The following is a 25,220-nucleotide window of genomic DNA, read 5'->3' as shown; positions in this document are numbered from 1 at the left end:
CACGTCCCGTCCGGCGGCGGCGCGCACCGCGCCACGCCGTCGGATTCGGCGGCGGGGTCCGCCGTCGCCCAGGCCCCCGCGGGCGAGGACTACATGAACGACACCCGGCCCATCGCCACCGGCGAGACCGGCCCGGGCTGCCGCAAGCGGGACCCGATCGTCGTCGCGAAGAACGTCACCCGCAGCTTCGGCGGCATCAACGCCGTCGACGTCGAATACCTCGAGATCCCGCGCAACAAGATCACGGCCCTGATCGGCCCCAACGGCGCCGGAAAGACGACGCTGTTCAACCTGCTGACCGGGTTCGACACCCCCAACAGCGGAGACTGGGAGTTCGACGGCACGCCGCTCGCGAAGGTCCCGCCGTACAAGGTGGCCCGGATGGGTATGGTGCGCACCTTCCAGCTCACCAAGGTGATGGGCAAGCTCACCGTCATCGAGAACATGCGGCTCGGCGCCACCAAGCAGCCCGGCGAGAGCCTGGCCAGGGCGCTCTTCAAGGGCCTGTGGGGTGCCCGCGAAAAGGAGATCACCGCCCAGGCCGAGGTGCTGCTCGCCAAGTTCAAGCTCGACACCAAGCGCGACGACTACGCCGCCTCCCTCTCGGGTGGGCAGCGCAAGCTCCTGGAAATGGCACGGGCCCTCATGGTCAAGCCGCGCCTGGTGATGCTCGATGAGCCCATGGCCGGCGTAAACCCGGCCCTGACCCAGTCGCTGCTCGACCACATCAAGAACCTCAAGGCCGAAGGCATGACGGTGCTGTTCGTCGAACACGACATGCACATGGTCCGCCACATCGCCGACTGGGTGGTGGTGATGGCCGAGGGGAAGGTCGTCGCCGAGGGACCGCCCGACATCGTCATGAAGGACCAGGCCGTCATCGACGCGTACCTGGGCGCCCACCACGACGTCGACCTTGGCGACTCGACCGGCGTCGAGCGCCTCGAAGAGGAGCTCGCCCACGACTCCGAGTCGGTCGTCGGCACAGAGGACGAGGGAATCCTCGGCCACTCAATCACCGAGGTCAGCGAACCCGGATCCACCCGCACCGGATCGACCGGCACTGAGGAGACAAAGCGATGAGCGAGTACGACGGCGACTCCGTGGTGAAGGTCACCGACCTGGTGGCCGGCTACCTGCCCGGGGTCAACATCCTCAACGGGTGCAGCATCGAGGCCCGCAGGGGCGAACTGATCGGCATCATCGGACCGAACGGCGCCGGCAAGTCGACCCTGCTGAAGGCGATGTTCGGTCTGGTGAAAATCCACTCAGGGCAGGTGATGGTCCGCGGCAAGGACCTCACCGGCCTCAAGGCCAACCGCCTGGTCAGCCAGGGCGTGGGCTTCGTGCCCCAGAACAACAACGTCTTCTCGACGCTGACCATTGAGGAAAACCTCCAGATGGGCATGTACCAGCGGCCCAAGGACTTCAAGACGCGGTTCGACTTCGTCACCGGCCTGTTCCCGGAACTGGGCAAGCGGCGCGCCCAGCGGGCCGGCTCCCTCTCCGGCGGCGAGCGCCAGATGGTGGCCATGGGCCGGGCGCTGATGATGGAGCCCGCGGTGCTGCTGCTCGATGAGCCCTCCGCGGGCCTGTCCCCCGTCAAACAGGACGAGACGTTCCTGCGCGTCCACGAGATCAACCGGGCCGGCGTCTCGGTGATCATGGTCGAGCAGAACGCGCGGCGGTGCCTGCAGATCTGCGACCGCGCCTACGTGCTCGACCAGGGCAAGGATGCCTACACCGGCACCGGGCGCGAGCTGATGAAGGACCCCAAGGTGATCCAGCTGTATCTGGGCACCCTGGCGGACACGGCCTGACCTCCTCAATACACGACTGCGGGCGGCACCGGAAACGGGCCGCCCGCAGCCTTTTAACCCCGTAGCCGCTGCACCCGATAGGCGGGCCGCCGCGCAGCCGTTGAACCCTGCAGGCGCGGGCCGGCGCCCCGGCAGGGCGGCCTCCCCTGCAACCTCCCCGGTCCGCGGCCGGACAGACGGGAGCGTGAAAGGAGTCAGGGACTCCTCGGTCGAAACCCCTTGACGGATACCCCCTGGGGGTATATGTTTCCGTACGTCAGGATTCCCGGGCCAGGTCAAGGAGCCCCCCCATGCAGCATCGAACCCAGCACTCCCCCGAGGCGCACCAGCACTCCCCTGCGGCGCCCGGCTCTCCCCCGCGCCCCGGCGGGTCCCCGGGCTCTCCGCCCGGCCGGCCCCAACAGCAGTCCACACCCGCGGTGGCACACCACGGCGCCCCACCCAGCGGTCATGCCGATCCTGCCGGTCATGCCGGTCACGGAGACCACGAGGTCCATGCCTCGGGCCAGCACGCCGGCCACAGCACCGCCATGTTCCGCAGCAGGTTCTGGATCAGCCTCGCCCTCGCCGTCCCGGTCGTCGCCTTCAGCCCCATGTTCGCCATGATCCTGGGGTACAGCCTGCCGACCTTCCCGGGCGCGGCACTGATCTCCCCGGTGCTCGGCACGGCCATCTTCATCTACGGCGGCACCCCGTTCCTCCGCGGCGGGTGGGGCGAGCTGAGGTCGCGGCGGCCCGGAATGATGCTGCTCATCGCCATGGCCATCACCGTGGCCTTCGCCGCCTCCTGGAGCACCACCCTTGGCCTCGGCGGGTTCGACCTGGACTTCTGGTGGGAACTCGCCCTGCTGATCGTCATCATGCTCCTGGGGCACTGGATGGAGATGCGCGCCCTCGGCTCAGCCGCCGGCGCCCTCGACGCCCTCGCCGCCCTGCTGCCCGACGAGGCCGATCGCGTCACCGCGGACGGGATCGAAACCGTCCCGGTGTCATCCCTGGCGCCCGGAGACGTCGTACTGGTGCGGTCCGGGGCCCGGGTGCCCGCCGACGGCACGGTCACCGAGGGCGCGGCGGAGTTCGACGAATCGATGATCACCGGCGAATCGCGCACGGTGCTGCGCCGACAGGGCGACCCCGTAACGGCGGGCACTGTGGCCACCGACAACGCCGTGCGCGTGGCGGTGACAGCAGTCGGCGGTGACACGGCACTGGCGGGCATCCAGCGGCTCGTCGCCGACGCGCAGGCCTCCTCCTCCCGGGCGCAGGCCCTTGCGGACCGGGCTGCCGCCCTGCTGTTCTACTTTGCCCTGGGCGCCGGCATCGTGACCTTCCTCGCCTGGCTGGCCCTCGGGAGCCCCGAGGACGCCGTCGTCCGCACGGTGACGGTGCTGGTCATCGCCTGCCCCCACGCCCTGGGCCTGGCCATCCCACTGGTGATCGCACTGTCGACCGAGCGGGCCGCCCGGGCCGGGGTGCTGATCAAGGACCGGCTGGCGCTGGAGCGGATGCGCACCATCGATGTCGTCCTCTTCGATAAGACCGGGACTCTCACCGAGGGCCACCCGGAGGTCACCGGCATGGCCGCGGTGCCCGGCGTGAGCCACTCCCAGCTGCTGGCGCTTGCGGGGGCGGCCGAGGCCGACAGCGAGCATCCCGTGGCACGGGCCGTGGCCCAGGCCGCCGCCGGGGACGCCGGTGCGGCGGAGCTCGCCTATGTGGGGACCGGGTTCTCCTCGATGACCGGACGCGGCGTGCGGGCCACCGTGGCCGGGTCCGAGGTCCTTGTCGGTGGGCCGAACCTCCTGCGGGAGCTCTCCCTCGACATCCCGGCGGGCATCGCCGGGCCGGTGGCCCAGTGGACCTCCCGTGGGGCGTCGGTGCTCTCCGTGGTCCGTGACGGCAGCGTCATCGGGGCGCTGGCGCTTGAGGACCGCGTGCGGGACGAGTCCCGGGCCGCGGTGAGGGCGCTGCAGGACCGCGGGGTCAAGGTCGCGATGATCACCGGCGACGCCCGGCAGGTCGCCGACGCGGTGGCCCGCGATCTGGGCGTGGACGAGGTCTTCGCCGAGGTCCTCCCGCAGGACAAGGACGCGAAGGTCGCAGAGCTCCAGGCGCGGGGATTGACGGTGGCGATGGTCGGTGACGGGGTCAACGACTCCCCGGCGCTGGCACGGGCGGAGGTCGGAATCGCGATCGGCGGCGGGACCGACGTCGCCATCGAGACCGCCGGGGTGGTGCTTGCCGGCAACGACCCGCGCGCGGTGCTGTCGATGATCGACCTGTCGCGGGCCAGCTACCGGAAGATGATTCAGAACCTCGTCTGGGCCGCCGGGTACAACGTCGCCGCGGTGCCGCTGGCGGCCGGCGTGCTGGCGTTCGCCGGGGTGCTGTTGTCGCCTGCGGCCGGAGCCGTGCTGATGAGCGTCTCGACGATCGTCGTGGCACTCAACGCCCAGCTGCTGCGCCGGCTCAATCTCGACCCGCGGCGCCTCGCGGGAACCCCGCGCTGAACGCCGTGAACACCCCGGGACCGAAGTGCCGGTCCACTCGAGTACTCAAAGGATGATTACCATGAAACGCTATTCGACCCTGACCGGCCTCGCCCTGGTCCTTGTCCTTGCCGGTTGTGGAGCCGGCCCGGAGACCGGACACGGCTCCGGCCATGACTCCGGGCAGGCGCAGCCGGGGGCGTCCAGCTCTGCGACCGTGTCAGCAGGGCTGCCCAACGCCGCCGACGTCGAGTTCGCCGCCGGAATGATCCCGCACCACGAGCAGGCCGTGGAGATGAGCGATTCGATGCTCACCAAGACCGGGATCGACCCGGAGGTGACTGCTCTGGCCACCCGCATAAAGGCCGCCCAGGCGCCGGAGATCCGAACGATGAAGGCCTGGCTCGAAACTTGGGGAAAGCCCGACGCGGGCGGCGGCAGCCGAGCCGGCCACAGTTCCGGACACGGCGGGGAGGCCGCCGGCGGGGGCGGCGGGATGATGAGCGGCGAACAGCTTGAGGAGCTCGCGGGCGCCGAGGGCGCGGAAGCGTCGCGGTTGTTCCTTGCCGGGATGATCGAACACCACAAGGGTGCTATCGATATGGCGGAACAGGAGCTGGATGCGGGCGCCGATCCCGGTGCCAAGGACCTCGCCGCGTCGATAGTGCAAGCGCAGGAGGCCGAAATTAAGGAGATGGAAGCCCTGCTGGCGGGCCTTTAGACTGCCGGGGACCGTCTCGACCGCAGGGCCTGGACGGTTTTCCACGGCGGACGGGGAAGGACGCGATGATCGCAGGGCAAGGGAGCGCGGCACCAGGGCGCACGCATATGAAGGGCGCGGCGCGGAGGGGCAGGGCACCGAGGATCCCAGAACGAGGGGGCACAGAACCGAGGGGCACACTACCGGCCCGGCTGGTCGGCAGGGGGTTTATGGGGGCGTTTCGGGCGCTGAAGGTGCTCCGGCCGTCCCGCCCCATCCATCCCCGCGGGGTACGCCTGACAGGATACCTCGCCGTCGACGGCGGCGCCTCGAGCGGCATCCCGTGGCTCGACACCGCGGGCAGTACCCCGGTCGAGGCGCGGCTCTCACGGTCGGTGGGCCTGCCGGGTCCCCTGCCGGACATCATCGGACTCGCGGTGAGAATTCCCTCGGGTGACGCGTACGCCGATCTGCTGCTGGCCTCGACGGGGAGTTCCCCGCTGGGCCGGTTCGTGCTGATCCCCCGGCTGAACATCGCCCGCTCCCCGCTGACCACCATGATGCCGTACCGGGGAGCGCAGGGGCCGGTCCTGCTGGCCGCCCGGACCACCGGGCAGCGGCCCACCCCCGATCATTCCGGACGGCGCACCCCCGCCCGGCTGCCGGCATCGCTGCCGGCCTTCCGGCGCAGGCTCGCGGGACGTGCCTGGCCGATGGAGTTGTCCTATGCCAGTCCGCTGGGGCCCTGGATCCGGTTTGGAACCCTCACGCTCACCGTTGACCCCGACCAGGGCCAGGAGGACCTGCGGTTCGACCCGGTCCGCAATCCCCTGCCCACGGCATCGACCTACGAGTGGGCCGCGGAGCTGCGCCGGGGCTCCTACGCCGTCGCCCGTTCCCCCCGGCACAATGAAACCGACGAACGCACCCGATAACGACCCACGCACCCGATATATCGGGTGCGTTCGTCGTTAAGCGGCGCACGGGAGGGCATGGGCGCACGGAAGGGCCAGGACAGGCGGAAGGCCCCGCCCTGGTGGACGGGGCCTTCCGGTACAGCGGATGTGCTGACCCAAGATCCTGAGGTTAGAGCTTGCCAACCTCGGAACGGCTCGGCTGCGGCACGTTGTTCTCGTCGTACTGGTAGATGCCGATGGCGGCTTCGGTGGGATCGCCGTTCTCGTCGAAGGAGACCGGGCCGGAGATACCGTCGTAGTCGATGTCCTCGCCGTCGCGCAGCAGGGTCACGCAGCCGGCGAAGTCGAAGCACTTTTCGCCGTCCTTCGAGACAGCCTCGAGCTCTCCGGCGATGGCGGTACCCTCGGTGCTGCCCGCAGCCTCGGCTGCCAGCGACATCAGGTTCACGGCGTCGTAGCTTTCACCGGCGTAGCTCCAGCTGGTCAGCTTGGGATCGAGCTCAAGCAGCGCCTTCTGGAAGGCGTCTCCGGTGAAGGGACCGGGGATGGTGCCCTGGGCGCCCTCGAGGGTGCCCGGCTCCAGGTCCTTGCTGTAGTCGGTGGTGTTGCCGTCGACCATGAACATGCTCGAAGGATCGATGCCCTTGCCGGTGAGCAGCGGAACGATGCTCTTGGCCTGGTCGAAGGTGATGATGACGATGGCGTCGGGCTTGGCCGCAACCACCGCATCGACCTGGCTGCTGAACTGGGAGTCACCTTCGTTGAACAGCTCGGCGGCCACGACCTTGCCGCCGGCTCCCTCGACGGTTTCGGTGATGTTGGCCTGCAGGCCGGTGCCGTAGGCGTCGTTGAGGACGATCATGCCGACGGTCTGGGCGCCGCAGGACATGATGTAGTTGCCGAGGGTGCGTCCCTGCAGGACGTCCGAGGGGGCGGTGCGCCAGTACAGGCCCTTGTCATCCCAGTCGGTGAACTCCGGGGAGGTGTTCGCCGGGGAGAACTGCACAACGCCTGCTCCGGTGATCTGGTTGATGACGGTCTTGGAGACACCGGACGAGGCAGCGCCGATGATGGCGCTGACATCCTGGGACAGCAGCTCGGTGACCGACTGGGTGGCGATGTCGGTGGTGGTGTCGCCCGAGTCGCGGTGGACCACCGAAACTTCCTTGCCGAGGACGCCGCCTGCTTCGTTGACTTCCTTGACAGCGAGGTTCACGCCCGCGATTTCCGGCGGGCCGAGGAACGCGAGGGCTCCGGTGGTCGGCAGGATGGATCCAAACTTCAGGGGTGTGTCGGTGACGGTCTTCGCCTCGGGGACAGCGGAGGGGTCGCCCTTCTCGCCGGCTTCTGCTGCCTTGCCGCCCTCGCTGGGCGGGCAGGACAGTGCGCCCGCGGTCTGGGCGGACGCCGAGGCGCTGGGATCGGCACCGTCTTCGGGTGCCGTGGATCCGCCGCCTCCGCCGCCACAGCCCGAGGCAAAGAGTGCAATACCCAGGCTGAGGGCTGCGATCTTCGCTGCGCGCGGAGCATTCTCCCCGATGCCGGACCGCATCGGGTTGCGTGTTACAGTCATCAATTTTTCTCCTCGACCGAAAGGCGTCGTCAGCCTTTGATGCACTCACCAGGTGTTCCTGGTATGTAGAAAAGCTAATGCAAAAACGGGCCCAACATAAGGGAATCGGGTTACGACCTTGTAACGCTCGTCACACCGGGGCCCTGGCGGGGTTGACACCGGGGCGGCCGGGCAGTGATCGGGCGGGGCTGCGTCCCCTCAGCTGCGTCGAGGATCAGGACGGGATCGCTGCGGACCGTGGGAACCGGTCGGGCGGGCCCGCGGCAGCGTCAGCGCGGTGTCAGCGCAGCGTCGGCGGGCCTCAAAGGGGGCTCGGCCCGGCGGCGGCAGCCGACCGATGGGGAGGGATTGTCCAGGTTCCGCGCCCGCAGGCCCGTGGTACCCCAGGTCGGACTCGAACCGACACTGAACAGATTTTAAGTCTGGTGCCTCTGCCATTGGGCTACTGGGGCGGATGCTCCGCAGGTCAAGAATATCGCGCCGGGCCACCCGCGCCCGCCCCCGGGGGCGGCGGGCGTCGCAGGGCGCCGCATGAACCCCGGCTGGAGGGCATCACGGGTTAAGCGGCGACGGCGGGCCCCCGCGTCTGCGGGAACCCACCGTCGTCTCCGGCGGACCGGATGGATCAGGCGTTCGAGGCGGCCTTGCCGCTCGCCTTTCCGGCCGGGGCCGGAGGTGCCGACTGAAGGGCTGTGTCCTTCTTCGGCGGCGGGGTGGCGGCGTTGCGGAACTGGCGGCGCGGGGTCTGCAGGTCCGCGATCGGAGCCAGGTCCCTGCCGAAGATGAAGCTCATCGACCAGTTGGAGATGACCCGCGCCTTGCGCTCGAACATCGGCATGGCCATGCCGTGGTACCCGCGGTGGGCCAGCCACGCCGGGAACCCGCGCATTCCGAAGCCCATGATGTTGGCGACACCCTTGAAGGTGCCGAAGCCCGCGACGGCACCCAGGTTGGTGTGCTTGTACTCCTGGACGCGGCCCACACCGTAGTTCTGGGCATAGATGTTCTTGGCCAGGCGCTTCGCCTGGCGGACCGCGTGCTGGGCGTTGGGGACGCAGAACCCGCCCACACCGCCGCCGCTGAGGTCGGGCACGGCCGCGACGTCCCCGGCGGTCCAGGCGTGCTGGAGGGGTCCGTCGTCGCCGGTGATGCGCAGCTCGGCGTTTGCCCGCAGGCGGCCGCGGTCATCGATCGGGAAGTCGGTGGAGCGGACGACCGGGTTGGCCTGCACACCGGCGGTCCAGATGAGGGTGTCGGTGGCGAATTCATCGGCCGGGGTCTTGTCCGGCATGTTGATCAGCTTCAGGTTTCCGTCGACGGCGCTGGCGAGCGAGGTGTTGAGCAGGACCTGGATGCCGCGCGAGCGCAGGTGCTCGACGACCCAGACGGCCTGCTGCTCGCTGACCTCGGGCATGACGCGCGGCATGGCCTCGATCAGTACGAAGCGGACGTCCGAGCGCTTGAGGCGGGCGTTCTTCTTCACCGCATCGCGGGCCATGTCCTCCATCTCGGTGATGGCTTCGATGCCGGCAAATCCGCCGCCGACGACGACGAAGGTCAGCATCCGGTCCCGGGCCGGGCCGGCGGGCATCAGCGAGCCGGTCTCGATGCGCTCGAGGATCTGGTTGCGCAGCGCGACGGCCTCTTCGATCGTCTTCAGGCCGATGCCCTGGTCCTTCAGCCCCTCGATGGGGAAGGTGCGGGTGATGGCGCCGGCGGCCATGACGATGTCGGTGTAGCCGAGTGTGAACGGCTCACCCTCGCCGGCGGGCTCGATCGTGGCGGTCCGCGCGGCGTGGTCGACCGATGTGACCCGGCCGCTGATGAGTTCAGTCTGGGGAAGGTGCACACGGTGCGAGACAATGGCGTGGCGCGCCTCGATGCTTCCAGCGGCCACCTCGGGGAGGAACGGCTGGTACGTCATGTAGGGAAGGGGATCGACCAGGGTGACGATGCCACCGTGGGACTTGACCTTCTTCTGCAGCTTGCGGGCCACGTAGAGGCCGACATAGCCGCCTCCGACGACGAGGATACGCGGACGATCAGAGAACAGTGAGTTCGATGCCATGGCTCGATAGTACCGGACTTTGTGAAAGTCTTCACTAACTGTGAGGAACCTCTACCTGCTCAGCTGCGCGGGCTTCCGTGGCCGGTTTCCGCGGGGCGGTCGGCCCGCTGCGGGACGTCGAAGGCACCGGTGTCCGGCTCCTCCCGCTGGGGCGCCAGGCGCTCGGCGCGCCGGACCCGCAGGACGTGGACGGTTCCGCCCACCAGGAGCAGGACGAACAGGCCGGAGAAACCCAGGACCACCACCGGGGGCAGCACCGTCGAGGATCCGGCCCCTTCGTGGGCCTGCGGGACCGGGGCTGCCGGGATGTCGGGGGCGGCCGTGTTCTCGGCTGGAGCCGGAGGTGCCGCCTCGGCGGGCGGCTTCCCCCGCCGGTACACCTGGATCCACTGCTCCATGCTGCCGAGCTGGTTGGCCTTGGGAACCTCGACCCCTGGACCGACGGCAGCGGCGACGTCGAGGATGCCGTGCCCGTAAATGGTGTCAAAGCCCGGCGCACCGGCGTCGCGGGCAGTGCCCACAATACGGTTGACGACCTGCGCGGCGCTCAGCTCCGGGTACTTGGAGCGGATCAGCGCCGCCACCCCCGAGACGAGCGGCGCCGCGCCCGAGGTTCCCGACCATTCGGCGTAGAACGCCCCGGGCAGCCCGCCGACGAGGTTCTCCGACGGCGCCGCGACGGCGATGCTGATGCCCTCGGATGAGGATTCCCTGCTCGCCACCCCGCTGCGGTCCAGCCCCGCGACCGACAGGACGCCGGGGATGGTGGCGGGTGCGCCGACCTGGGTGAGCCCGCCGGCCCGGTTGCCCGCGGCGGCCACGATGACGACGTCGCGCTTCTCGGCGTAGAGGAACGCCTCGTCCCAGCTCTCGGGCCAGGTGGTCGAGGTGCTCCCGAGAGACATGTTGATGACCTTGGCCCCGTTGTCCACCGCCCAGCGCACCGCATTCGGGATCTGCTCGTCCGTGCCGATTCCCGCGGGGTTGGGGCCGCTGTTGGGCCCCTCGATCCAGACCGACACGGCGAGCAGGTCCGCTTTCGGTGCCACCCCGACAATGCCGTCGGGGCCCTCGCCGTACGCGGCGAGCGGGGACGGCGCGGCGCCCTCGGTGGGGCGCGGCCCGTGCCCCCTGCCGGCCAGGAGTGTGGAGACGAGGGTTCCGTGCTCGGGCACCTCACCGATGCCCTGCTGGCCGTCCGCGCGGCCGGCGCCCGAGGCGTCGATCCCGCCGGCGACGGCGCCGCTGAGGTCGGGGTGGGAGCCGTCCACACCGCTGTCGATCACCGCGACCTTGACGCCTTCGCCCTGGGTAGACTTCCAGGCCTCGGTCACCCCGTAGTCCTGCAGCCAGTACTGCTTGTCCCGGACGGCGTCGGCCCGGGCCGGAGCCGCAGTGCACAGCAGCAGTGCCGCGGCGACGACCGCGGCGGAGGCACGGGAGGCTCTACGGCGGGCTGCTTGGGTGGGAACAGGTGCGGTGCTGGAGTGCGAAAAGGTCAAAAAATCACTTCCGGAGGGCGGGAACGCTGAGGGCGATGCCGTCGAGGATGTCGTGTTCGCTGGCTACGGCGGAGTCGACCCGCCCGCCGGTGGCCTCGGCGATGTATTCGACGACACATTTCCAGATCAGGGCCCCGGCGCCGATGACGTCGACCCGGCCGGGGTGCATGTAGGGCAGGGCCGCGCGGGCGGCCCGGTCGCGCCGCAGCAGGTCGTCGGCGGCGCCGGCGATGACGGCGGTGCTCAGGCGTGCGCCGTGGATGCGCTCCGGAAGGTAGGAGGGAAGCTGCAGCGCGTGCGCTGTCACCGTGGTGATGCTTCCGGCGACACCGATCAGGGTGCTCACCTCCCCGAAGGGCACCTCTCGTCCGGCCTCGCCGATCAGCGCACGGACCTCGCGTTCCATCGCCTCGATTTCGGCTCCGGTGGGCGGATCGGAGCGCAGGAAGCGTTCGGTGAACCGGACGCAGCCCATGTCCATGCTGCGGGCCGCGGTCACGGCGCCGCCGCGCCCCGCGACGAACTCGGTGCTGCCGCCGCCGAGGTCCACGACCATCACGGTGTCCGTGTCGGGCACGTCCAGCACGCTCACAGCGCCGCGAAAGGACAGCGACGCCTCCTCGTCACCGCTGACCACTTCGGGCTCGACGCCGAGGCGCTGGCGGATGCCCTCGATGAAGACGTGCCGGTTCTCGGCGTCGCGGGAGGCGGAAGTGGCGACGAAGCGGAGCCCTTCGGCGCCGTGCCGGCGGATCAGTTCGGCGTATTCCTCGGTGGCCTCGAAAGTCCGGGCCAGGGCGGCCTCGGAGAGCCGGCCGGTGGCGTCGACCCCCTCCCCGAGGCGCACGACCCTCATGCGCCGTTCAACGTCGGTCAGCACGCCGTCCTCGATGTCGGCGATCAGCAGCCGGATGGAGTTCGTTCCACAGTCAACCGCGGCGGTCCTCATTGTTTCTCCTGTGCTTCGGCTCGTCGCCCGGCGCGCTTGCGCTCGAGCTCTTCGGGGCTGAGTCCCTGGGTCTTGGTGTGCCGGCTGAGGTCGGCCGACGGCGGGTCGCCGGAGGTGTCCCAGGCGCCGGTGCAGTAGCACACGTCGGCGGTCCACCATTCGGCGATGCCCTGGAGCGCCTCGTCGCCCAGCGGGTTGACGCCGGAGCCCGCGGCCAGCGAATGCCCGACCAGGACATGGAGGCACTTCACCCGGGTGGGCATGCCGCCGGCGGATACCCCGGCGATCTCGGGCACCGGGCCGGTTCCGGCCCGCTTCCCGACCTCCTCGCGTGCGGCGAGGTAGGCCTCGTGCGCGGCCCGGTACCGTGCGGCGAGGTCCGCGTCGCGGCCGAGCCGCTCGGTCATTTCCGTCATCACGCCGTCGGCTTCGAGCCGGGACACGGCGGAGGTGATCACCGGGTGGGTCAGGTAGTAGGTGGTGGGAAAGGGAATGCCGTTGCTGAGGCGGGGTGCGGTCACGGCCACCAGCGGATTGCCGCACACGCACCGTGCCCCGATCTCGACGACGTCGCGGACCGGGCGCCCGAGCTGGCGGCTCAGGACCTCGTGGTCCCGGGCCGTGGGGGTCCGCTCGTCCTGCTGAGCCACTTATGGTCCTTCCTTGCTGCCCGATGCGGGCAGGTGTTCTGGTGTTGTCAGTCCGTCGCGGCGCGGGAGACCGATTCCCACAGGGAATCGACCCACGGGAGGTCCTCGGGCTGTCCGGCGGAGCCGGTGCCGGTTGATTCCTCGATGCCCGAGCCGCCCTTGACGAGGTAACGCTTCTCCCCCGGCATCACGAGGAAGATGCGTTCGCGGGCCTGCTGCTTGATGTAGGCGGGGTCGTCCCAGCGGGCCAGGTCCGCCCGGTGCTGCTCCTGGGCCTGCTGCTGCTCGGCGATCTGCTCCCGCAGGGCCGCCACCTCGCCCTGCTGGCGGAGGTAGTTGCTCACCGAGGGGACGAGCAGCACGATCACCGCTACGAGGACGAGGGCCAGCGCCAGCATGCGCCCGGAAAACGACTGCGCGGGAATGGGCTTGGCGTCCTCGGCCGGAACGATCACGCGGTTCCGGGGCCGAACGGCGCTGGCCCCGGCCCTGCGGATGGCCCCGGCGAGCTGCTCACGTTCGGCGGCCCGGACCTCGGATGGCGTTGCGTGTTTCCGGGTCGGGGCGGGCTGGGGTGCGGGTGCCGCGCCGGCGGCGGGCTTGGTCCGGACCCGGTCCGCCGCCGGCCCTCCGACCTGGCCCGGATGGGCGCCGGGTTTCGCCGGCGGCGCCCCGGCAGCCGTCCGGTCCGCCGTGTGGGGCGACGGACGGACGGCATGCGGCACATTGGGGCGGCGGGCAGACATGGCACTCCTCGGCTGGTTTCTGCGACGGGATCCCTACGGACCCCGTCTAACGAGGGTAACTGCCCTCCGGTTCAACTATGCAGTGAAACGCGGGAAGGCGCTGCGCCCGGCATAACGGGCGGCGTCGTCGAGTTCCTCTTCGATGCGCAGCAGCTGGTTGTACTTCGCGACGCGCTCTGACCGGGCGGGGGCGCCGGTCTTGATCTGGCCGGCGTTCGTGGCAACACAGATGTCGGCGATCGTGGTGTCCTCGGTCTCGCCGGAGCGGTGCGAGGTGATCGTGGTGTAGCCGGAGCGCTGGGCCAGCGAGATCGCGTCGAGGGTTTCGGTCAGCGTGCCGATCTGGTTGACCTTGACCAGCAGTGAGTTGGCCGTGTCGGCGGTGATGCCGCGCTCGAGGCGGGTGGGGTTGGTGACGAACAGGTCGTCGCCGACGATCTGCACCTTGTCGCCGAGGGACGCGGTGAGGGCCTTCCAGCCCTCCCAGTCCTCCTCGTCCAGGGGATCCTCGATGGAAACCAGCGGGTAGTCGCGCACCAGCTCTTCGTAGTAGGCGCTCATCTCGGCGGTGCTGAGGGACCTGCCCTCGAAGGTGTAGACCCCGTCGCTGTAGAACTCGGAGGCCGCGACGTCAAGGGCGAAGGCGATGTCGGTTCCGGGCTTGTAGCCGGCCCGTTCCACCGCGGTGGTGATCAGGTCGAGCGCGTCCCGGTTCGACGGAAGGTTCGGGGCGAAGCCGCCCTCGTCGCCGAGGCCCGTGGCGAGGCCCTTTTCCTTGAGGACGGCCTTGAGCTCGTGGTAGACCTCGACGCCCCAGCGCAGGCCCTCGGAGAAGGAGGCGGCACCGAGGGGGACGATCATGAATTCCTGGATGTCGACGTCGGAGTCCGCGTGGGAGCCGCCGTTGAGGATGTTCATCAGGGGCACGGGAAGGACGTGCGCGTTGGGGCCGCCCAGGTAGCGGTAGAGCGGCAGGGCCGAGGATTCGGCGGCGGCGCGGGCCACGGCGAGGGAGACGCCCAGCATGGCGTTGGCGCCGAGGCTTGACTTGTTCTCGGTGCCGTCGAGGTCGAGCATCGCCTGGTCGATGGCACGCTGGTCGGCGGCGTCGAAGCCGAGGAGGGCGGGCTGGATCTGGTCGATGACCGCCTCGACGGCCTGCAGGACGCCCTTGCCCAGGTAGCGGGCCTTGTCGCCGTCGCGGCGTTCGTTGGCTTCGAAGGCACCGGTTGAGGCGCCGGAGGGGACGGCGGCGCGGCCGAAGGTGTCGTCGTCGAGCAGGACCTCCACCTCAACGGTGGGGTTGCCGCGGGAGTCGAGGATTTCCCTCGCGTGGATGGCGTCGATGATTGCCATGGAAATGCTCCTTTGGGTTGGAGGGGTCGAGATTCCACCGCGGGGACGGTGGTCAAAGCGTTGGCAGTGCCGCCTTAAGCGTAGTTCACCGCCGCGGGCGGCGGACGCCCGTCACCCGGCCCCGGCCGGTGGTGAACCGGCCACCGAGTCCTGGAACCGCCGGACGGCGGCGCGCAGGGCCCGCTCCGGGTCAAGCCCCCGGGAGGCGGCTCCGCGCACCAGCGCGAAGAGGGCGTCGCCGAGCTCCTCCTCGGTGCGCGGGCCGGCCGCGGCGGCTCTCTCGGGGCCGGCCGCTCCGTCGGGGGCGGGCTCCGCGCCGAGCGTCCCGGCCCGGTGCAGGCTCGAGGCGGCGCGGGCGAGGGCGGGGAGGTGCCGCGGGATGCCGTCGAAGGCGGAGGCGCGGTCCGGGCGTTCCCGCTCCTTCACCGTCTGCCAGGTCCTGGCGATCTGCTCGCTGCTGGCGCCCGCACCGCCGTCGGGGTCCAGCAGCGAGCCGTCGGCCGCGAAGACGTGGGGGTTCCTGCGGATCATCTTGGCCGTCAGCCCCTCGGCGACCTCCCGCAGGCCGAAGCCGCCCTGCTCGTGCTGGAGCTGGGCGTGGAGCACCACCTGCAGCAGCACGTCGCCCCGCTCCCCCAGCAGCTCGGTCCGCGCCCCGGGGTTCCCGGCCTCCGCTCCAGCGGGCCCTCCGAGCGCTTCGAGGGCCTCGACGAGTTCGTAGCTCTCCTCGATCAGGTACTGCACGAGCGAGGCGTGGGTGAGGGCGCCCATCCACGGGCACCGGGCCCGCAGGACGGCGATGACCTCCACGAGGCGGTCAACCGCGGCGCCGGCGCCGCCCGCCAGGTCGGCGGATCCTGGTGCGTCGGGCATGACGGCCTAGGAGGCTGCGGTCTCGAACTCGGACACCACGAACTCCGTCAGGGCCTCCCGGTCCTCAAGGGGGAGGAAGGCGGCGTCGACGGCGTTGAGGGTCAGCTCCAGCAGGTCGCTGAGGTCGTACCCGAAGGTGTCGGCGAGGAGTTCGAACTCCCCGGTCAGGCTCACCCCGCTCATCAGCCGGTTGTCGGTGTTCACGGTGACCTTGAAGCCCAGCTGGTACAGCATGTCGATCGGGTGGCTGCCGATGTCGTTCCCGAAGGCCTCAACCGCCCCGGTCTGCAGGTTCGACGACGGGCACAGCTCCAGGGCGATTCCGCGGTCGCGCACCCAGGCGGCGACCCGGCCCAGGACGGCGGTCTCGACGCCCTCGTCCCCGTTTCCGGCGGCATCGGCGTCCTCGAGGGAGATGTCCTCGGCGATCCGCACCCCATGCCCTAGGCGCAGTGCGCGCCCGGAAACCAGCGCGTCGACGATGCTCTCCAGCCCGTCGGCCTCGCCGGCGTGGACGGTGGCGGGGAACTGGTGGGCGGCGAGGTAGGTGAACGCGTCGGCAAGCCGTGAGGGCGGGAAGCCCTTCTCGGCTCCGGCGATGTCGAAGCCCACGGCGCCGCGGTCGCGGTGCCGGACGGCGAGCTCGGCGATTTCCTGGCCGCGGTCGCCGTGGCGCATGGCGGTGATCAGCTGGCCGACCTGGATGACCCGACCGGCGGCCCGGGCGGATGCGACGCCGGCGGAGAGCCCTTCCTGGACGGCCTCGACGGCCTCATCCAGGCTCAGGCCCTGGGCGGTGTGCTGCTCGGGGGCCCAGCGCACCTCGCCGTAGACGACGCCGTCGGCCGCGAGGTCCTCGACGAATTCGCGGGCCACCCGCGCCAGGGCGCCGCGGGTCTGCATGACGGCGATGGTGTGGTCGAAGGTTTCGAGGTAGCGCACCAGCGACCCGGAATCGGCGGAGTCGCGGAACCACCGGCCGAGCGCTTCCGCGTCGGAGGCCGGCAGGGTATGCCCCACCTCGGCCGCCAGCTCGAGAATGGTCGCCGGGCGCAGGCCCCCGTCGAGGTGGTCGTGAAGGGAGACCTTGGGGAGGCTGCGGATGTCGAAGGAGGTGCCAGGGGCGGGAGTCTGGGAGGAGTTCGTCACGCGGTCAACCCTACAGGTGGGCCCGGACGGGCCGCACCCTCAGGCGGCCTGGTCGAGGTCGGGAACCTCGGGACCGGCCGCCGCCGGAAGCACCCGGGGCGCCGCCCTGCCGGAGGCTGCGCTGAGCACCCGGTCGACGGCCACGCCGATTGCCACGGCCACCGCGATGGCCACAGCGACCCCCAGCAGCTGGTTGCCGGCGAACCAGGCACCTGCCAGCGCGCCGATGCCTACGGAGTACGCACCCCAGACGCCCCCGGCGAGGGCGGACAGGGCGACGAAGCGCCGGCGCGGGTAGCCGGTGGTGCCGGCGGCAAGGTTCACCGCCACCCTGCCGATCGGCAGGAAGCGGCCCACCAGGAGCAGTGAGGCGGCCCGCTTGTCGAGCTCGTACTTCGCCCAGGCGAAGGAGCGGCGCATGCGGGGCCGGCGCATCCACCGGAAACGGGTCAGTCCGATCCCCCGGCCGATGGCGTAGGCGGTGTTGTCGCCGAGGAAGGCCCCGAGCGAGGCCGCCAGCATCAGCAGCCAGGGGTCGGGGTGGCCCTGGGTGAGGATCAGGGACGCCAGGCCCACGACCACCGATTCGCTGGGGAAGGGCGGGAAGAACCCGTCGACGGTGCAGCAGAGGAACACCACCAGGTACACCCAGGGCTGTGCCGCGGCGTCGATGACCCACCCGTTGATCCCGGCGAGCAGGGAGAACATCAGGTCCACGGGGAGCCGCCGGCCGCCGCGGGTCCCCGCCGGGCGGGATCCTCGTTATCAAGCATTGGATCATTCTGCTCCGGCGCCGGGAGGGCCCACATCAGGGAGACCCCCTAATTGCCCCCCCTCTCACCCCTGCTTCGCACCCCTGGAACGGACCACCTCTCCCATTGCCGCGCCCCTTCAGGCACTGGCGCCCCCGCCGGCCCGGGTGCGGGCCGGCGAGGAGCGCCGCACCAGGACACCCGGGGCTAGGAGACCCGGTCGAGGATGAGTTCCTGGGCCGGGCGGGAGCCCTCCGGGGCGATCACGACGGCGTCGGCGAGGGCCTCGCGGGCCCGCTCGAACCGCTCCGGGGTGTCGGTCAGCAGGGTCATCAGGGGCTCTCCCGCACGCACCAGCGCACCGGGCTTGGCGTGCATCCGCACCCCGGCGCCCGCCTGCACGGCGTCCTCCTTGCGGGCCCTGCCGGCGCCGAGCCGCCACGCGGCCACGCCGACGGAGAGGGCGTCGAGTTCGACCAGCACGCCGTCGGCGGGGGCGTAGATGGTTTCGGATTCCCGGGCCACGGGCAGGGTGGCACGGGGATCGCCGCCCTGGGCCTCGATCATGCGGTTCCAGACGTCCATGGCTCGGCCGTCGCGCAGCGCCGCGGCGGGGTCCGCGTCGGGCACGCCCGCCGCGGCGAGCATCTCCTCGGCCAGGCGCACGGTGAGTTCGACGACGTCTTCGGGCCCTCCGCCCGCGAGGACCTCGACGGATTCCTCGACCTCGATGGCGTTGCCTGCGGTGAGTCCGAGCGGGGTGCTCATGTTGGTCAGCAGCGCCACGGTGCGCACCCCGGCGTCCGTGCCGAGGTCGACCATGGTGCGTGCCAGTTCGAGCGCGTCCTCGCGGGTCTTCATGAAGGCGCCGGTGCCGACCTTGACGTCGAGGATCAGCGACCCGGTGCCCTCGGCGATCTTCTTGCTCATGATCGAGGAGGCGATGAGCGGAATGGCCTCGACGGTGCCGGTGACGTCGCGCAGCGCGTAGAGCTTCTTGTCGGCGGGGGCCAGGCCGGTCCCCGCCGCGCAGATGACGGCGCCGACGTCGGCGAGCTGTCGCATCATCTCGTCGTTGCTCAGGTGTGCCCGCCAGCCGGGGATCGACTCGAGCTTGTCGAGGGTGCCGCCGGTGTGCCCGAGGCCGCGGCCCGAGAGCTGGGGCACGGCGACCCCGAAGACGGCCACGAGCGGTGCCAGCGGCAGGGTGATCTTGTCGCCCACGCCGCCGGTGGAGTGCTTGTCGCTGGTGGGCCGGCCCAGGGACGAGAAGTCGAGGCGCTCCCCCGAGGCGATCATCGCGGCGGTCCAGCGCGAGATCTCCGCCCGGTCCATGCCGTTGAGCAGGATGGCCATGTTCAGTGCCGCCATCTGCTCGTCGGCGACGGCGCCGCGCGTGTAGGCGTCGATCGTCCAGTCGATCTGTTCGGGGGTGAGAGTGCCCCGGTCCCGCTTGGTCCGGATGATGTCGACGGCGTCGAAGGCTTCGCTCATGGTTTTACCTCTGGGGTTCGTGGGGGTGGGTCGCGCTGGGATTCAGGAGAGGTTCTCGGGCCCGAAGGCGTCGGGGAGGACCTCGTCCATGGTGCGGATGCCGCTGACTGTCTGAAGCACCATGCCGGGGGCGCGGAATTCGTAGAGCAGCTGTCGGCAGCGCCCGCACGGCATCAGGGTGTTCCCGGAGCCGTCGACGCAGCTGAAGGCCACGATGCGGCCGCCGCCGGTCATGGCCAGGCTGCTCACCAGCGCGCACTCGGCGCAGAGGGTCAGCCCGTAGGAGGCGTTCTCGACATTGCACCCGGAGATGATGCGGCCGTCGTCGATCAGGGCAGCAGCCCCGACGGGGAACTTCGAGTAGGGGACGTACGCGCGCTGCATTGCGGCGGTAGCCGCCTGCTTCAGCTCCTCCCAGGGGAGGTCGCGGGATTCGAGGGCCGGGTCGGTCACCGGTATCGCTCCTGTATCTGGTTGGGGTCCCTTGTCGGGATCGGGTCGGTCGTGGGGATTCGGGGGGCGTTGCGTGGCTGCAGTGGGAGCCCGGGGCTGCCCGGCGGATGGCGCGGGCGGCCCCGGTGCTCAGCCCTTGACGTAGGGGATGCCGCTGGCTCCCGGTGCGCGGGAGCGCCCGACGAGGCCGGCGACGGCGAACACCGTCACCACGTAGGGCAGCATGCGGAGGAACTGGTCAGGGACCGGGGTCCCGAGCAGGCTGAGCACGTTCGAGAGGTTCGTCGCGAAGCCGAAGAGCAGTGCGGCGAAGAACGCACCGATCGGGTTCCACCGGCCGAAGATCAGTGCGGCCAGCGCGATGTAGCCCTGTCCGGCCGTCATGTCCCGGCCGAATCCGGAGACCGAGACCAGGGTGAAGAAGGACCCCCCGACGCCGGCGACGACACCGGCGAGCAGCACGTTCATGAACCGCATCCGGTTGACGTTGACGCCCAGGGTGTCCGCGGCCTTGGGGTGCTCGCCGACCGCGCGGGTCCGCAGTCCCCAGCGCGAGCGGAAGAGTGCCACGTAGACGACGGCAACGGCGATGTACATGAGGTAGCCCACGATGGTCTGCTCGAACAGGATCGGGCCCAGGATGGGGATCTCGGACAGCACCGGGATGCTCAGCACGGGAAGCCGCGGGGGCGAGTTCCACATCTCTGCGTCCTTGCTCAGCACGGAGGAGAACAGGAAGCCGGTCAGGCCCGAGACGAGCACGTTGAGCACGACGCCGACGATCACCTGGTTGACGATGTAGCGGATGCTGAACACCGCCAGGAGGAAGGAGACGATGACGCCGGCGAGGGCGGCCGCGAACAGGCCGACAATGGCGCTTCCGGAGACCGACGCGGCGACGGCCGCCGCGAACGCCCCGAAGAGCAGCTGGCCTTCGATGGCGATGTTCACGACGCCGGAGCGTTCGCTGAGCACCCCGGAGAGCGAGCCGAAGATCAGCGGCACGGCCAGGGTCACCGACCCGGCGAGCAGCCCGTACAGGGCGACGTTGGGGTTGTTGGCGCTGCCGACCACCCAGGTGAGGAAGCCGATGAGGAAGAGCACCGCGAAGACGGCCACGAGCCACACGGGCACCGCCGCCCCGCGCCGGACCGCGAGGACCGCCAGGACCGCGAGGGCGGCCAGCACCACGGCGGTGAGCCAGCCGGTCGCCACGGCGGGCAGCACGAGGTCGGGCAGCACGATGGCGTCGTTGGGGTCCGAGAGCCGGAACGTCACATTGTTGCGGGGTGCTCCCGCACCGAAGACCAGCAGGGCGACGAGGGCCAGGACCGCCAGCAGGATCGGGGTCTTCCAGCTGCGGACGGCTCCTGCGGGTGCTGCGGAGCGGTCCGGGGCTGCGGTGGTGACTGTACTCATGCTGCGCCTCCGGTGGCTGCGGTCTTGCGGTTCCTGCGGGCCCCGGCTGATGGGATGGCTCCCGGGGTGGGCAGGCGGAAGAGCGACCGCACCAGCGGTGGGGCCGCGATGAACAGGACGATCAGGGACTGCACGACCAGGACGATGTCGATGCTCGTTCCGGTCGAGGCCTGCATGGTGACGCCGCCGGCGCGGAAGGCGCCGAACAGGAGCCCCGCGGCGAAGGTGCCCCACGGGCTGGAGCGGCCCAGCAGCGCCACGGTGATGGCGTCGAAGCCGAAGCTCGCGGCCACCCCGGAGGTGAGGACCTTCTCGGTGCCGGCGACCTGCGCCACACCGGCGAGCCCGGCGAGGGCTCCGGCGATGGCCATCGCGAGGATGTAGCCCCTGCTGACGCTCACTCCGGCGGTGCGGGCGGCGGTGGCGTTGGCGCCCACGGCCCGCAGTTCGAAGCCGACGGTGGAGCGGTTCAGCAGCCACCAGACGAAGACCGTGGCCAGCACGGCGACGATGAAGCCCCAGTGGAGCCGGAAGCCGCTGCCCAGCAGCGGCGGGTACAGCGCCGTCGCCTCGAGCTGCGGGCTGATCGGGTTCGTCGAGCCCGGGCGCTGGAAGCCGGGGGTGCTCAGCAGGTACAGCACCAGGTTGATGGCGATGTAGTTGAGCATGATGGTGAGGATGACCTCGTGGGCGCCGGTGCGCGCCTTGAGCACGCCGACGAGCCCGCCCCAGATCGCACCGCCGAGCATGCCGGCGAGGATCACGAGCAGCAGGTGCAGGCCGAAGGGCAGGTTGGCGGTGAACCCGACCCAGCCGGCGAGGGTGGCGCCGATCAGGATCTGGCCCTGGGCGCCGATATTGAACAGCCCGGCGCGGAAGGCCAGGGCGACGCCGAGGCCGGCGCAGATCAGGGGCGTGGCGACGGTGAGGGTCTGGGTCAGCGGGTAGATCATGCGGGCGAAGCTGTCGCCGCCCGCATTGAAGACCGAGCCCTGGAACAGGGCGGCGTACGCGCCGGAAGCGGCAGACCAGGCGGCGCCGATGGTGTCCATCGGCCGGGAGAAGAAGTAGGAGGCGGAGCGGGCCACGTCTTCGTCGGTGACGGCGATCAGCAGCCCGCCCAGGATGAGCGAGAGGACCACGGCCAGGACGGCCACCAGGGCGTTGCCGGTCATGATCCGCTGCATCAGCGGCTGCTCATCCCCCGGTCCGGCCGCGGTGAGGGCGGCCGGGGAGGCGGGCACGGCCGGCGGCGGCACCTGCCCGCCGCCGGTTTCGGCGGCGGCCTCGAGGCGCCGTTCCTCCTCGCGGGCGGCCTCCTGGGCGGCGCGGCGGGTGGGCGGCTGGCCGCCGGCGGTATCCGGTGTCACCGGCGGGTTTTCCTGCGGACTCACTGGTCCCCTCCTTGAAGTTCTGTGGCCTGCGCCAGGGCCTCATCGGCGTGCATGCCGGCCATCATCAGGCCCAGCACATCCCGGGAAGTGTCGGCCGGGACTATGCCCATCAGGCGCCCCCGGTACAGCACGGCGATGCGGTCGGCGAGCTCGAGGACCTCGTCGAGCTCGGTGGAGACGATCATCACGGGGGTGCCGCCGTCGCGTTCGGCGACGATGCGTTTGTGGAGGAATTCGATGGAGCCGACGTCGACGCCGCGGGTGGGCTGGGACGCGATGAACAGTTTAAGCGGCCGGGAGAACTCCCGCGCCATGACGACCTTCTGCTGGTTGCCGCCCGAGAGCGTTCCGGCCGCCGCCGCGGCGGACTGGGTGCGCACGTCGTATTCGGCGATCTTCTCCTGCGCGTTCTTCTCGATCACGGCGGGACGCATGCTCAGGCCGCGGGCGAAGGGCGCCTCGTCGTAGCGGTTGAGGATGAGGTTCTCGGCGACCGAGAAGGTGCCCACAAGGCCCTCGACGCTGCGGTCCTCGGGGACGAACCCGACGCCCTCCTTGATGACGTCGCGGACGCTGCGCCCCAGCAGCTCCTCACCATCGAGGGTGATCGAGCCGCTCACGTGCTCCTGGAGGCCCATGATGGCCTCCGTGAGCTCGGTCTGGCCGTTGCCCTGGACGCCGGCGATGGCCAGGATCTCGCCCTGGGCGATGTCGAAGCTGAGCCCGTCGACGACGTGCTGCCCGTTGGCGGCGCGCACCGTGAGGTCGCGCACCTTAAAGGTCACCTCGCCGGGGGCCGCCGGTGCCTTCTGGAGGGTCAGGCTGACCGAGCGGCCCACCATCAGGGAGGCGAGCTCGGTGGTCGACGCGCCCGGTTCGGCGGTGCCGACCACCTTGCCGCGCCGGATGACGGTGATGACGTCGGAGACGGCCTTGACCTCGCGCAGCTTGTGGGAGATGAAGACGATCGACTTCCCGTCGGCCTTGAGCTGGCCCATGATGCCGAGCAGCTCGTCGGTTTCCTTGGGCGTCAGGACGGCCGTCGGTTCGTCGAGGATGAGGACCTCGGCGTCACGGACCAGGGCCTTGATGATTTCGACGCGCTGCTGGACGCCCACCGGGAGGTCCTCGACGATGGCGTCGGGGTCGACGTCGAACCCGTACTGGTCGGAGATCTGCCGGATCCGGGTGCGGGTCTCGGCGAGGTTGAGGATCCCGCCCGCGCCGACCGATTCGTTGCCCAGCGCCACGTTCTCCGCGACGGTGAAGACGGGCACCAGCATGAAGTGCTGGTGCACCATGCCGATGCCGGAGGCCATGGCCTCTCCGGGGCCGGAGAAGGTCACGGGCTTGTCGTTGACGAGGATGGTGCCCTCGGTCGGCTGGTACAGCCCGTAGAGGACGTTCATCAGCGTCGACTTGCCGGCACCGTTTTCGCCCAGGAGGCTGTGGACCTGTCCGGGTTCGACCACGAGGTCGATGTGGTCGTTGGCGACCAGGGAACCAAACCGTTTGGTGATTCCTTTGAGTTCGAGTTTCACAACCCACCCAATCTGTTCTGTGCGGAGACTTTCGTTGTAAGTGCCGGCACCGGGTGCCCCCGTCCCGGTCCACAAAAACGAACCGCTTCCCTCCCGGGGATTGGACCCGCAGGAGGGAAGCGGTTCAAGGACTGCTCGGTGCTACTTGGGGCTCGCTGCGGACTCAACCGCGATGTCGCCCGAGACGATCTGTTCCTTGATCTCGTCGAGCTCGCCCTGCAGCTCTTCGGGAACGTTGGCTTCCTGGTCGTGGAACGGGGCCAGGGCCACGCCCCCGTTCTCCAGGGTGCCGATGTACGGGGTGTTGTCGAAGTCGCCCTCGACGTCGGAGCTGATGACCTCGTTGACGGCGTCGCCCATGAGCTTCATGACGGAGGTGAGGATGAACTCCTCGCCCTTGCCTGCGGTCTCGTAGCCGTCGGAGTCGACCCACACGACGGTGGCCTTCTTGCCGCCTTCATTGGCTTCGATCACGGCGTCGAGGGTGCCGAGGCCGACCGGGCCGGCGACGGGCATGATGACGTCGGCCCCTTCATTGATGAAGTTCTGGGTGTTGGTCTTGCCCGCACCCTGGTCGTTGAAGTTGCCGATGAAGGTGCCGTTCTGGGCTTCCTTGTCCCAGCCGAGCAGCTGGACGTCGGCGTCCTTCTGCTCGTTGTAGTAGGAGACACCGTCGGCGAAGCCGTCCATGAAGATGGTCACGGTCGGGATGTTGATACCGCCGTAGGTGGCCACCTTGCCGGTTTCGGAGGTCGCCGCCGCGGCGTAGCCGGCCAGGAACGCGGCCTGGGCCGTGTCGTAGATGATCGGCTTGACGTTGTCGGCTTCGATCGAGTTGTCGTCGACGATCGCAAAGTGCGAATCGGGGTTGGCCTCGGCCGCTTCCTTGGTGGTGTCCGCGAGCAGGAAGCCGACGGTGACCGTGAGGTCGCAGCCCTGCTGGACCATCTGGTCGACGTTGGGCCCGAAGTCCGTCTCAGCCTGGGACTCGGCCTGGTTGATCTCGATACCGAGTTCCTTCTCGGCCTTCTTCAATCCTTCGTAGCTCGACTGGTTGAAGGAGCGGTCGTCGAATCCACCCGAGTCGGAGACGATGCAGCCGAGGTAGTCCGAGTTCTCGCCGGATCCACCGGCCTCCTCGGCGGGCGGTGCGCCGCAGGCGCTGAGAATGAGGGCCGACGCACCAAGGACGGCAGCCGAAAGGGCGGCGCCGCGCCCGGGTGTGCGCAGTGAGTTCTTCAATATTCCTCCGATAAGAAAATTAGCCCCGCGGCAGATCGCCAGTGAGAATCTGTTACGAGTCGCGCTCGAAGCCTGGGTGTTCACTGGTGTTCGCGGCGCTGGCCGCACCTTGAGTGTGCGGCACAGTATGGAA

21 protein-coding genes and 1 tRNA gene are annotated in these 25,220 nt (G+C 70.0%); 5 read left to right on the top strand and 17 right to left on the bottom strand.

Annotation, left to right across the window (positions count from 1 at the left end):
• The first annotated feature begins 93 nt into the window (after window positions 1–93).
• From E2F48_RS06240 to E2F48_RS06220, 5 genes are all read left to right on the top strand, one after another.
• On the top strand, window positions 94–1,083 hold the full coding sequence (locus E2F48_RS06240; RefSeq protein WP_133403407.1) for an ABC transporter ATP-binding protein: 990 nt from the start codon (window positions 94–96) through the stop codon (window positions 1,081–1,083).
• A complete protein-coding gene (locus tag E2F48_RS06235) occupies window positions 1,080–1,820 on the top strand; it encodes an ABC transporter ATP-binding protein (RefSeq protein WP_133403126.1) in 741 nt (246 codons plus the stop codon). Before E2F48_RS06240 ends, E2F48_RS06235 begins: the two co-directional genes overlap by 4 nt.
• 290 nt (window positions 1,821–2,110) lie before the next feature.
• The gene (locus E2F48_RS06230) at window positions 2,111–4,330 is read left to right on the top strand and encodes a copper-translocating P-type ATPase (RefSeq protein ID WP_133403125.1); all 2,220 of its coding nucleotides are present in this window, start codon (window positions 2,111–2,113) and stop codon (window positions 4,328–4,330) included.
• 61 nt (window positions 4,331–4,391) lie between these two features.
• A complete protein-coding gene (locus E2F48_RS06225; RefSeq protein ID WP_133403124.1) occupies window positions 4,392–5,030 on the top strand; it encodes a DUF305 domain-containing protein in 639 nt (212 codons plus the stop codon).
• 209 nt (window positions 5,031–5,239) lie between these two features.
• Entirely contained in the window at window positions 5,240–5,944 is a 705-nt protein-coding gene (locus E2F48_RS06220; RefSeq protein WP_133403123.1) for a hypothetical protein, read from the top strand.
• Window positions 5,945–6,095: 151 nt separating this feature from the next.
• Here E2F48_RS06220 and E2F48_RS06215 read toward each other — a convergent pair whose 3' ends face one another.
• From E2F48_RS06215 to E2F48_RS06135, 17 genes are all read right to left on the bottom strand, one after another.
• Window positions 6,096–7,499 carry an ABC transporter substrate-binding protein gene (locus tag E2F48_RS06215; RefSeq protein WP_133403122.1) on the bottom strand — a complete coding sequence of 468 codons (1,404 nt, stop codon included), beginning with the start codon at window positions 7,497–7,499 and terminating at the stop codon, window positions 6,096–6,098.
• A 376-nt stretch (window positions 7,500–7,875) separates the two neighbouring features.
• A tRNA-Leu gene (locus E2F48_RS06210) sits at window positions 7,876–7,951 on the bottom strand.
• A 173-nt stretch (window positions 7,952–8,124) separates the two neighbouring features.
• Window positions 8,125–9,567 (bottom strand): NAD(P)/FAD-dependent oxidoreductase, encoded by a 1,443-nt coding sequence (locus E2F48_RS06205; RefSeq protein WP_133403121.1) that lies wholly within the window; start codon window positions 9,565–9,567, stop codon window positions 8,125–8,127.
• Window positions 9,568–9,626: 59 nt separating this feature from the next.
• Window positions 9,627–11,069 (bottom strand): S8 family serine peptidase, encoded by a 1,443-nt coding sequence (locus tag E2F48_RS06200; RefSeq protein WP_133403120.1) that lies wholly within the window; start codon window positions 11,067–11,069, stop codon window positions 9,627–9,629.
• 4 nt (window positions 11,070–11,073) lie between these two features.
• Complete coding sequence (locus E2F48_RS06195; protein ID WP_133403119.1) at window positions 11,074–12,018, bottom strand: Ppx/GppA phosphatase family protein; 945 nt, start codon at window positions 12,016–12,018, stop codon at window positions 11,074–11,076.
• Window positions 12,015–12,668, bottom strand: coding sequence for a DUF501 domain-containing protein (locus E2F48_RS06190; protein ID WP_133403118.1), 654 nt, complete (start codon window positions 12,666–12,668; stop codon window positions 12,015–12,017). Before E2F48_RS06190 ends, E2F48_RS06195 begins: the two co-directional genes overlap by 4 nt.
• A gap of 47 nt (window positions 12,669–12,715) precedes the next feature.
• Complete coding sequence (locus tag E2F48_RS17590) at window positions 12,716–13,414, bottom strand: FtsB family cell division protein (RefSeq protein WP_246018544.1); 699 nt, start codon at window positions 13,412–13,414, stop codon at window positions 12,716–12,718.
• Window positions 13,415–13,489: 75 nt separating this feature from the next.
• Window positions 13,490–14,770, bottom strand: a complete 1,281-nt coding sequence (gene eno / locus E2F48_RS06180; protein WP_133403117.1) for a phosphopyruvate hydratase — start codon at window positions 14,768–14,770, stop codon at window positions 13,490–13,492.
• Window positions 14,771–14,881: 111 nt separating this feature from the next.
• Window positions 14,882–15,643, bottom strand: coding sequence for a MazG nucleotide pyrophosphohydrolase domain-containing protein (locus E2F48_RS06175; RefSeq protein WP_165968704.1), 762 nt, complete (start codon window positions 15,641–15,643; stop codon window positions 14,882–14,884).
• A 6-nt stretch (window positions 15,644–15,649) separates the two neighbouring features.
• Window positions 15,650–16,792: an adenosine deaminase gene (locus E2F48_RS06170; protein ID WP_133403116.1), complete on the bottom strand. Its 1,143-nt coding sequence runs from the start codon at window positions 16,790–16,792 to the stop codon at window positions 15,650–15,652.
• Window positions 16,793–16,831: 39 nt separating this feature from the next.
• Complete coding sequence (locus E2F48_RS06165) at window positions 16,832–17,500, bottom strand: DedA family protein (protein ID WP_133403404.1); 669 nt, start codon at window positions 17,498–17,500, stop codon at window positions 16,832–16,834.
• Between the two features lie 251 nt (window positions 17,501–17,751).
• Window positions 17,752–19,038, bottom strand: a complete 1,287-nt coding sequence (locus E2F48_RS06160; RefSeq protein ID WP_133403115.1) for a thymidine phosphorylase — start codon at window positions 19,036–19,038, stop codon at window positions 17,752–17,754.
• Between the two features lie 42 nt (window positions 19,039–19,080).
• Window positions 19,081–19,497, bottom strand: a complete 417-nt coding sequence (locus E2F48_RS06155) for a cytidine deaminase (protein ID WP_120167346.1) — start codon at window positions 19,495–19,497, stop codon at window positions 19,081–19,083.
• A gap of 123 nt (window positions 19,498–19,620) precedes the next feature.
• Window positions 19,621–20,910, bottom strand: a complete 1,290-nt coding sequence (locus E2F48_RS06150) for an ABC transporter permease (RefSeq protein ID WP_133403114.1) — start codon at window positions 20,908–20,910, stop codon at window positions 19,621–19,623.
• Window positions 20,907–22,304, bottom strand: coding sequence for an ABC transporter permease (locus E2F48_RS06145; RefSeq protein ID WP_425455748.1), 1,398 nt, complete (start codon window positions 22,302–22,304; stop codon window positions 20,907–20,909). Before E2F48_RS06145 ends, E2F48_RS06150 begins: the two co-directional genes overlap by 4 nt.
• On the bottom strand, window positions 22,301–23,845 hold the full coding sequence (locus E2F48_RS06140) for an ABC transporter ATP-binding protein (RefSeq protein WP_133403113.1): 1,545 nt from the start codon (window positions 23,843–23,845) through the stop codon (window positions 22,301–22,303). Before E2F48_RS06140 ends, E2F48_RS06145 begins: the two co-directional genes overlap by 4 nt.
• Window positions 23,846–23,986: 141 nt before the next feature.
• Window positions 23,987–25,087 (bottom strand): BMP family lipoprotein, encoded by a 1,101-nt coding sequence (locus E2F48_RS06135; RefSeq protein ID WP_133403112.1) that lies wholly within the window; start codon window positions 25,085–25,087, stop codon window positions 23,987–23,989.
• Between the last annotated feature and the right edge of the window lie 133 nt (window positions 25,088–25,220).

The sequence above is a fragment of the Arthrobacter crusticola genome, from assembly GCF_004357995.1.
Taxonomy (GTDB): Bacteria; Actinomycetota; Actinomycetes; order Actinomycetales; family Micrococcaceae; genus Arthrobacter_D; species Arthrobacter_D crusticola.
This window is presented reverse-complemented; position numbering and strand designations above follow the sequence as displayed.

Coding starts and splice junctions, on each gene's coding strand:
- E2F48_RS06240 (WP_133403407.1), top strand. CDS start 94: ATGAACGACACCCGGCCCATCGCCACCGGCGAGACCGGCCCGGGCTGC.
- E2F48_RS06235 (WP_133403126.1), top strand. CDS start 1,080: ATGAGCGAGTACGACGGCGACTCCGTGGTGAAGGTCACCGACCTGGTG.
- E2F48_RS06230 (WP_133403125.1), top strand. CDS start 2,111: ATGCAGCATCGAACCCAGCACTCCCCCGAGGCGCACCAGCACTCCCCT.
- E2F48_RS06225 (WP_133403124.1), top strand. CDS start 4,392: ATGAAACGCTATTCGACCCTGACCGGCCTCGCCCTGGTCCTTGTCCTT.
- E2F48_RS06220 (WP_133403123.1), top strand. CDS start 5,240: ATGGGGGCGTTTCGGGCGCTGAAGGTGCTCCGGCCGTCCCGCCCCATC.
- E2F48_RS06215 (WP_133403122.1), bottom strand. CDS start 7,499: ATGACTGTAACACGCAACCCGATGCGGTCCGGCATCGGGGAGAATGCT.
- E2F48_RS06205 (WP_133403121.1), bottom strand. CDS start 9,567: ATGGCATCGAACTCACTGTTCTCTGATCGTCCGCGTATCCTCGTCGTC.
- E2F48_RS06195 (WP_133403119.1), bottom strand. CDS start 12,018: ATGAGGACCGCCGCGGTTGACTGTGGAACGAACTCCATCCGGCTGCTG.
- E2F48_RS17590 (WP_246018544.1), bottom strand. CDS start 13,414: ATGTCTGCCCGCCGCCCCAATGTGCCGCATGCCGTCCGTCCGTCGCCC.
- eno (WP_133403117.1), bottom strand. CDS start 14,770: ATGGCAATCATCGACGCCATCCACGCGAGGGAAATCCTCGACTCCCGC.
- E2F48_RS06175 (WP_165968704.1), bottom strand. CDS start 15,643: ATGCCCGACGCACCAGGATCCGCCGACCTGGCGGGCGGCGCCGGCGCC.
- E2F48_RS06165 (WP_133403404.1), bottom strand. CDS start 17,500: ATGTTCTCCCTGCTCGCCGGGATCAACGGGTGGGTCATCGACGCCGCG.
- E2F48_RS06160 (WP_133403115.1), bottom strand. CDS start 19,038: ATGAGCGAAGCCTTCGACGCCGTCGACATCATCCGGACCAAGCGGGAC.
- E2F48_RS06150 (WP_133403114.1), bottom strand. CDS start 20,910: ATGAGTACAGTCACCACCGCAGCCCCGGACCGCTCCGCAGCACCCGCA.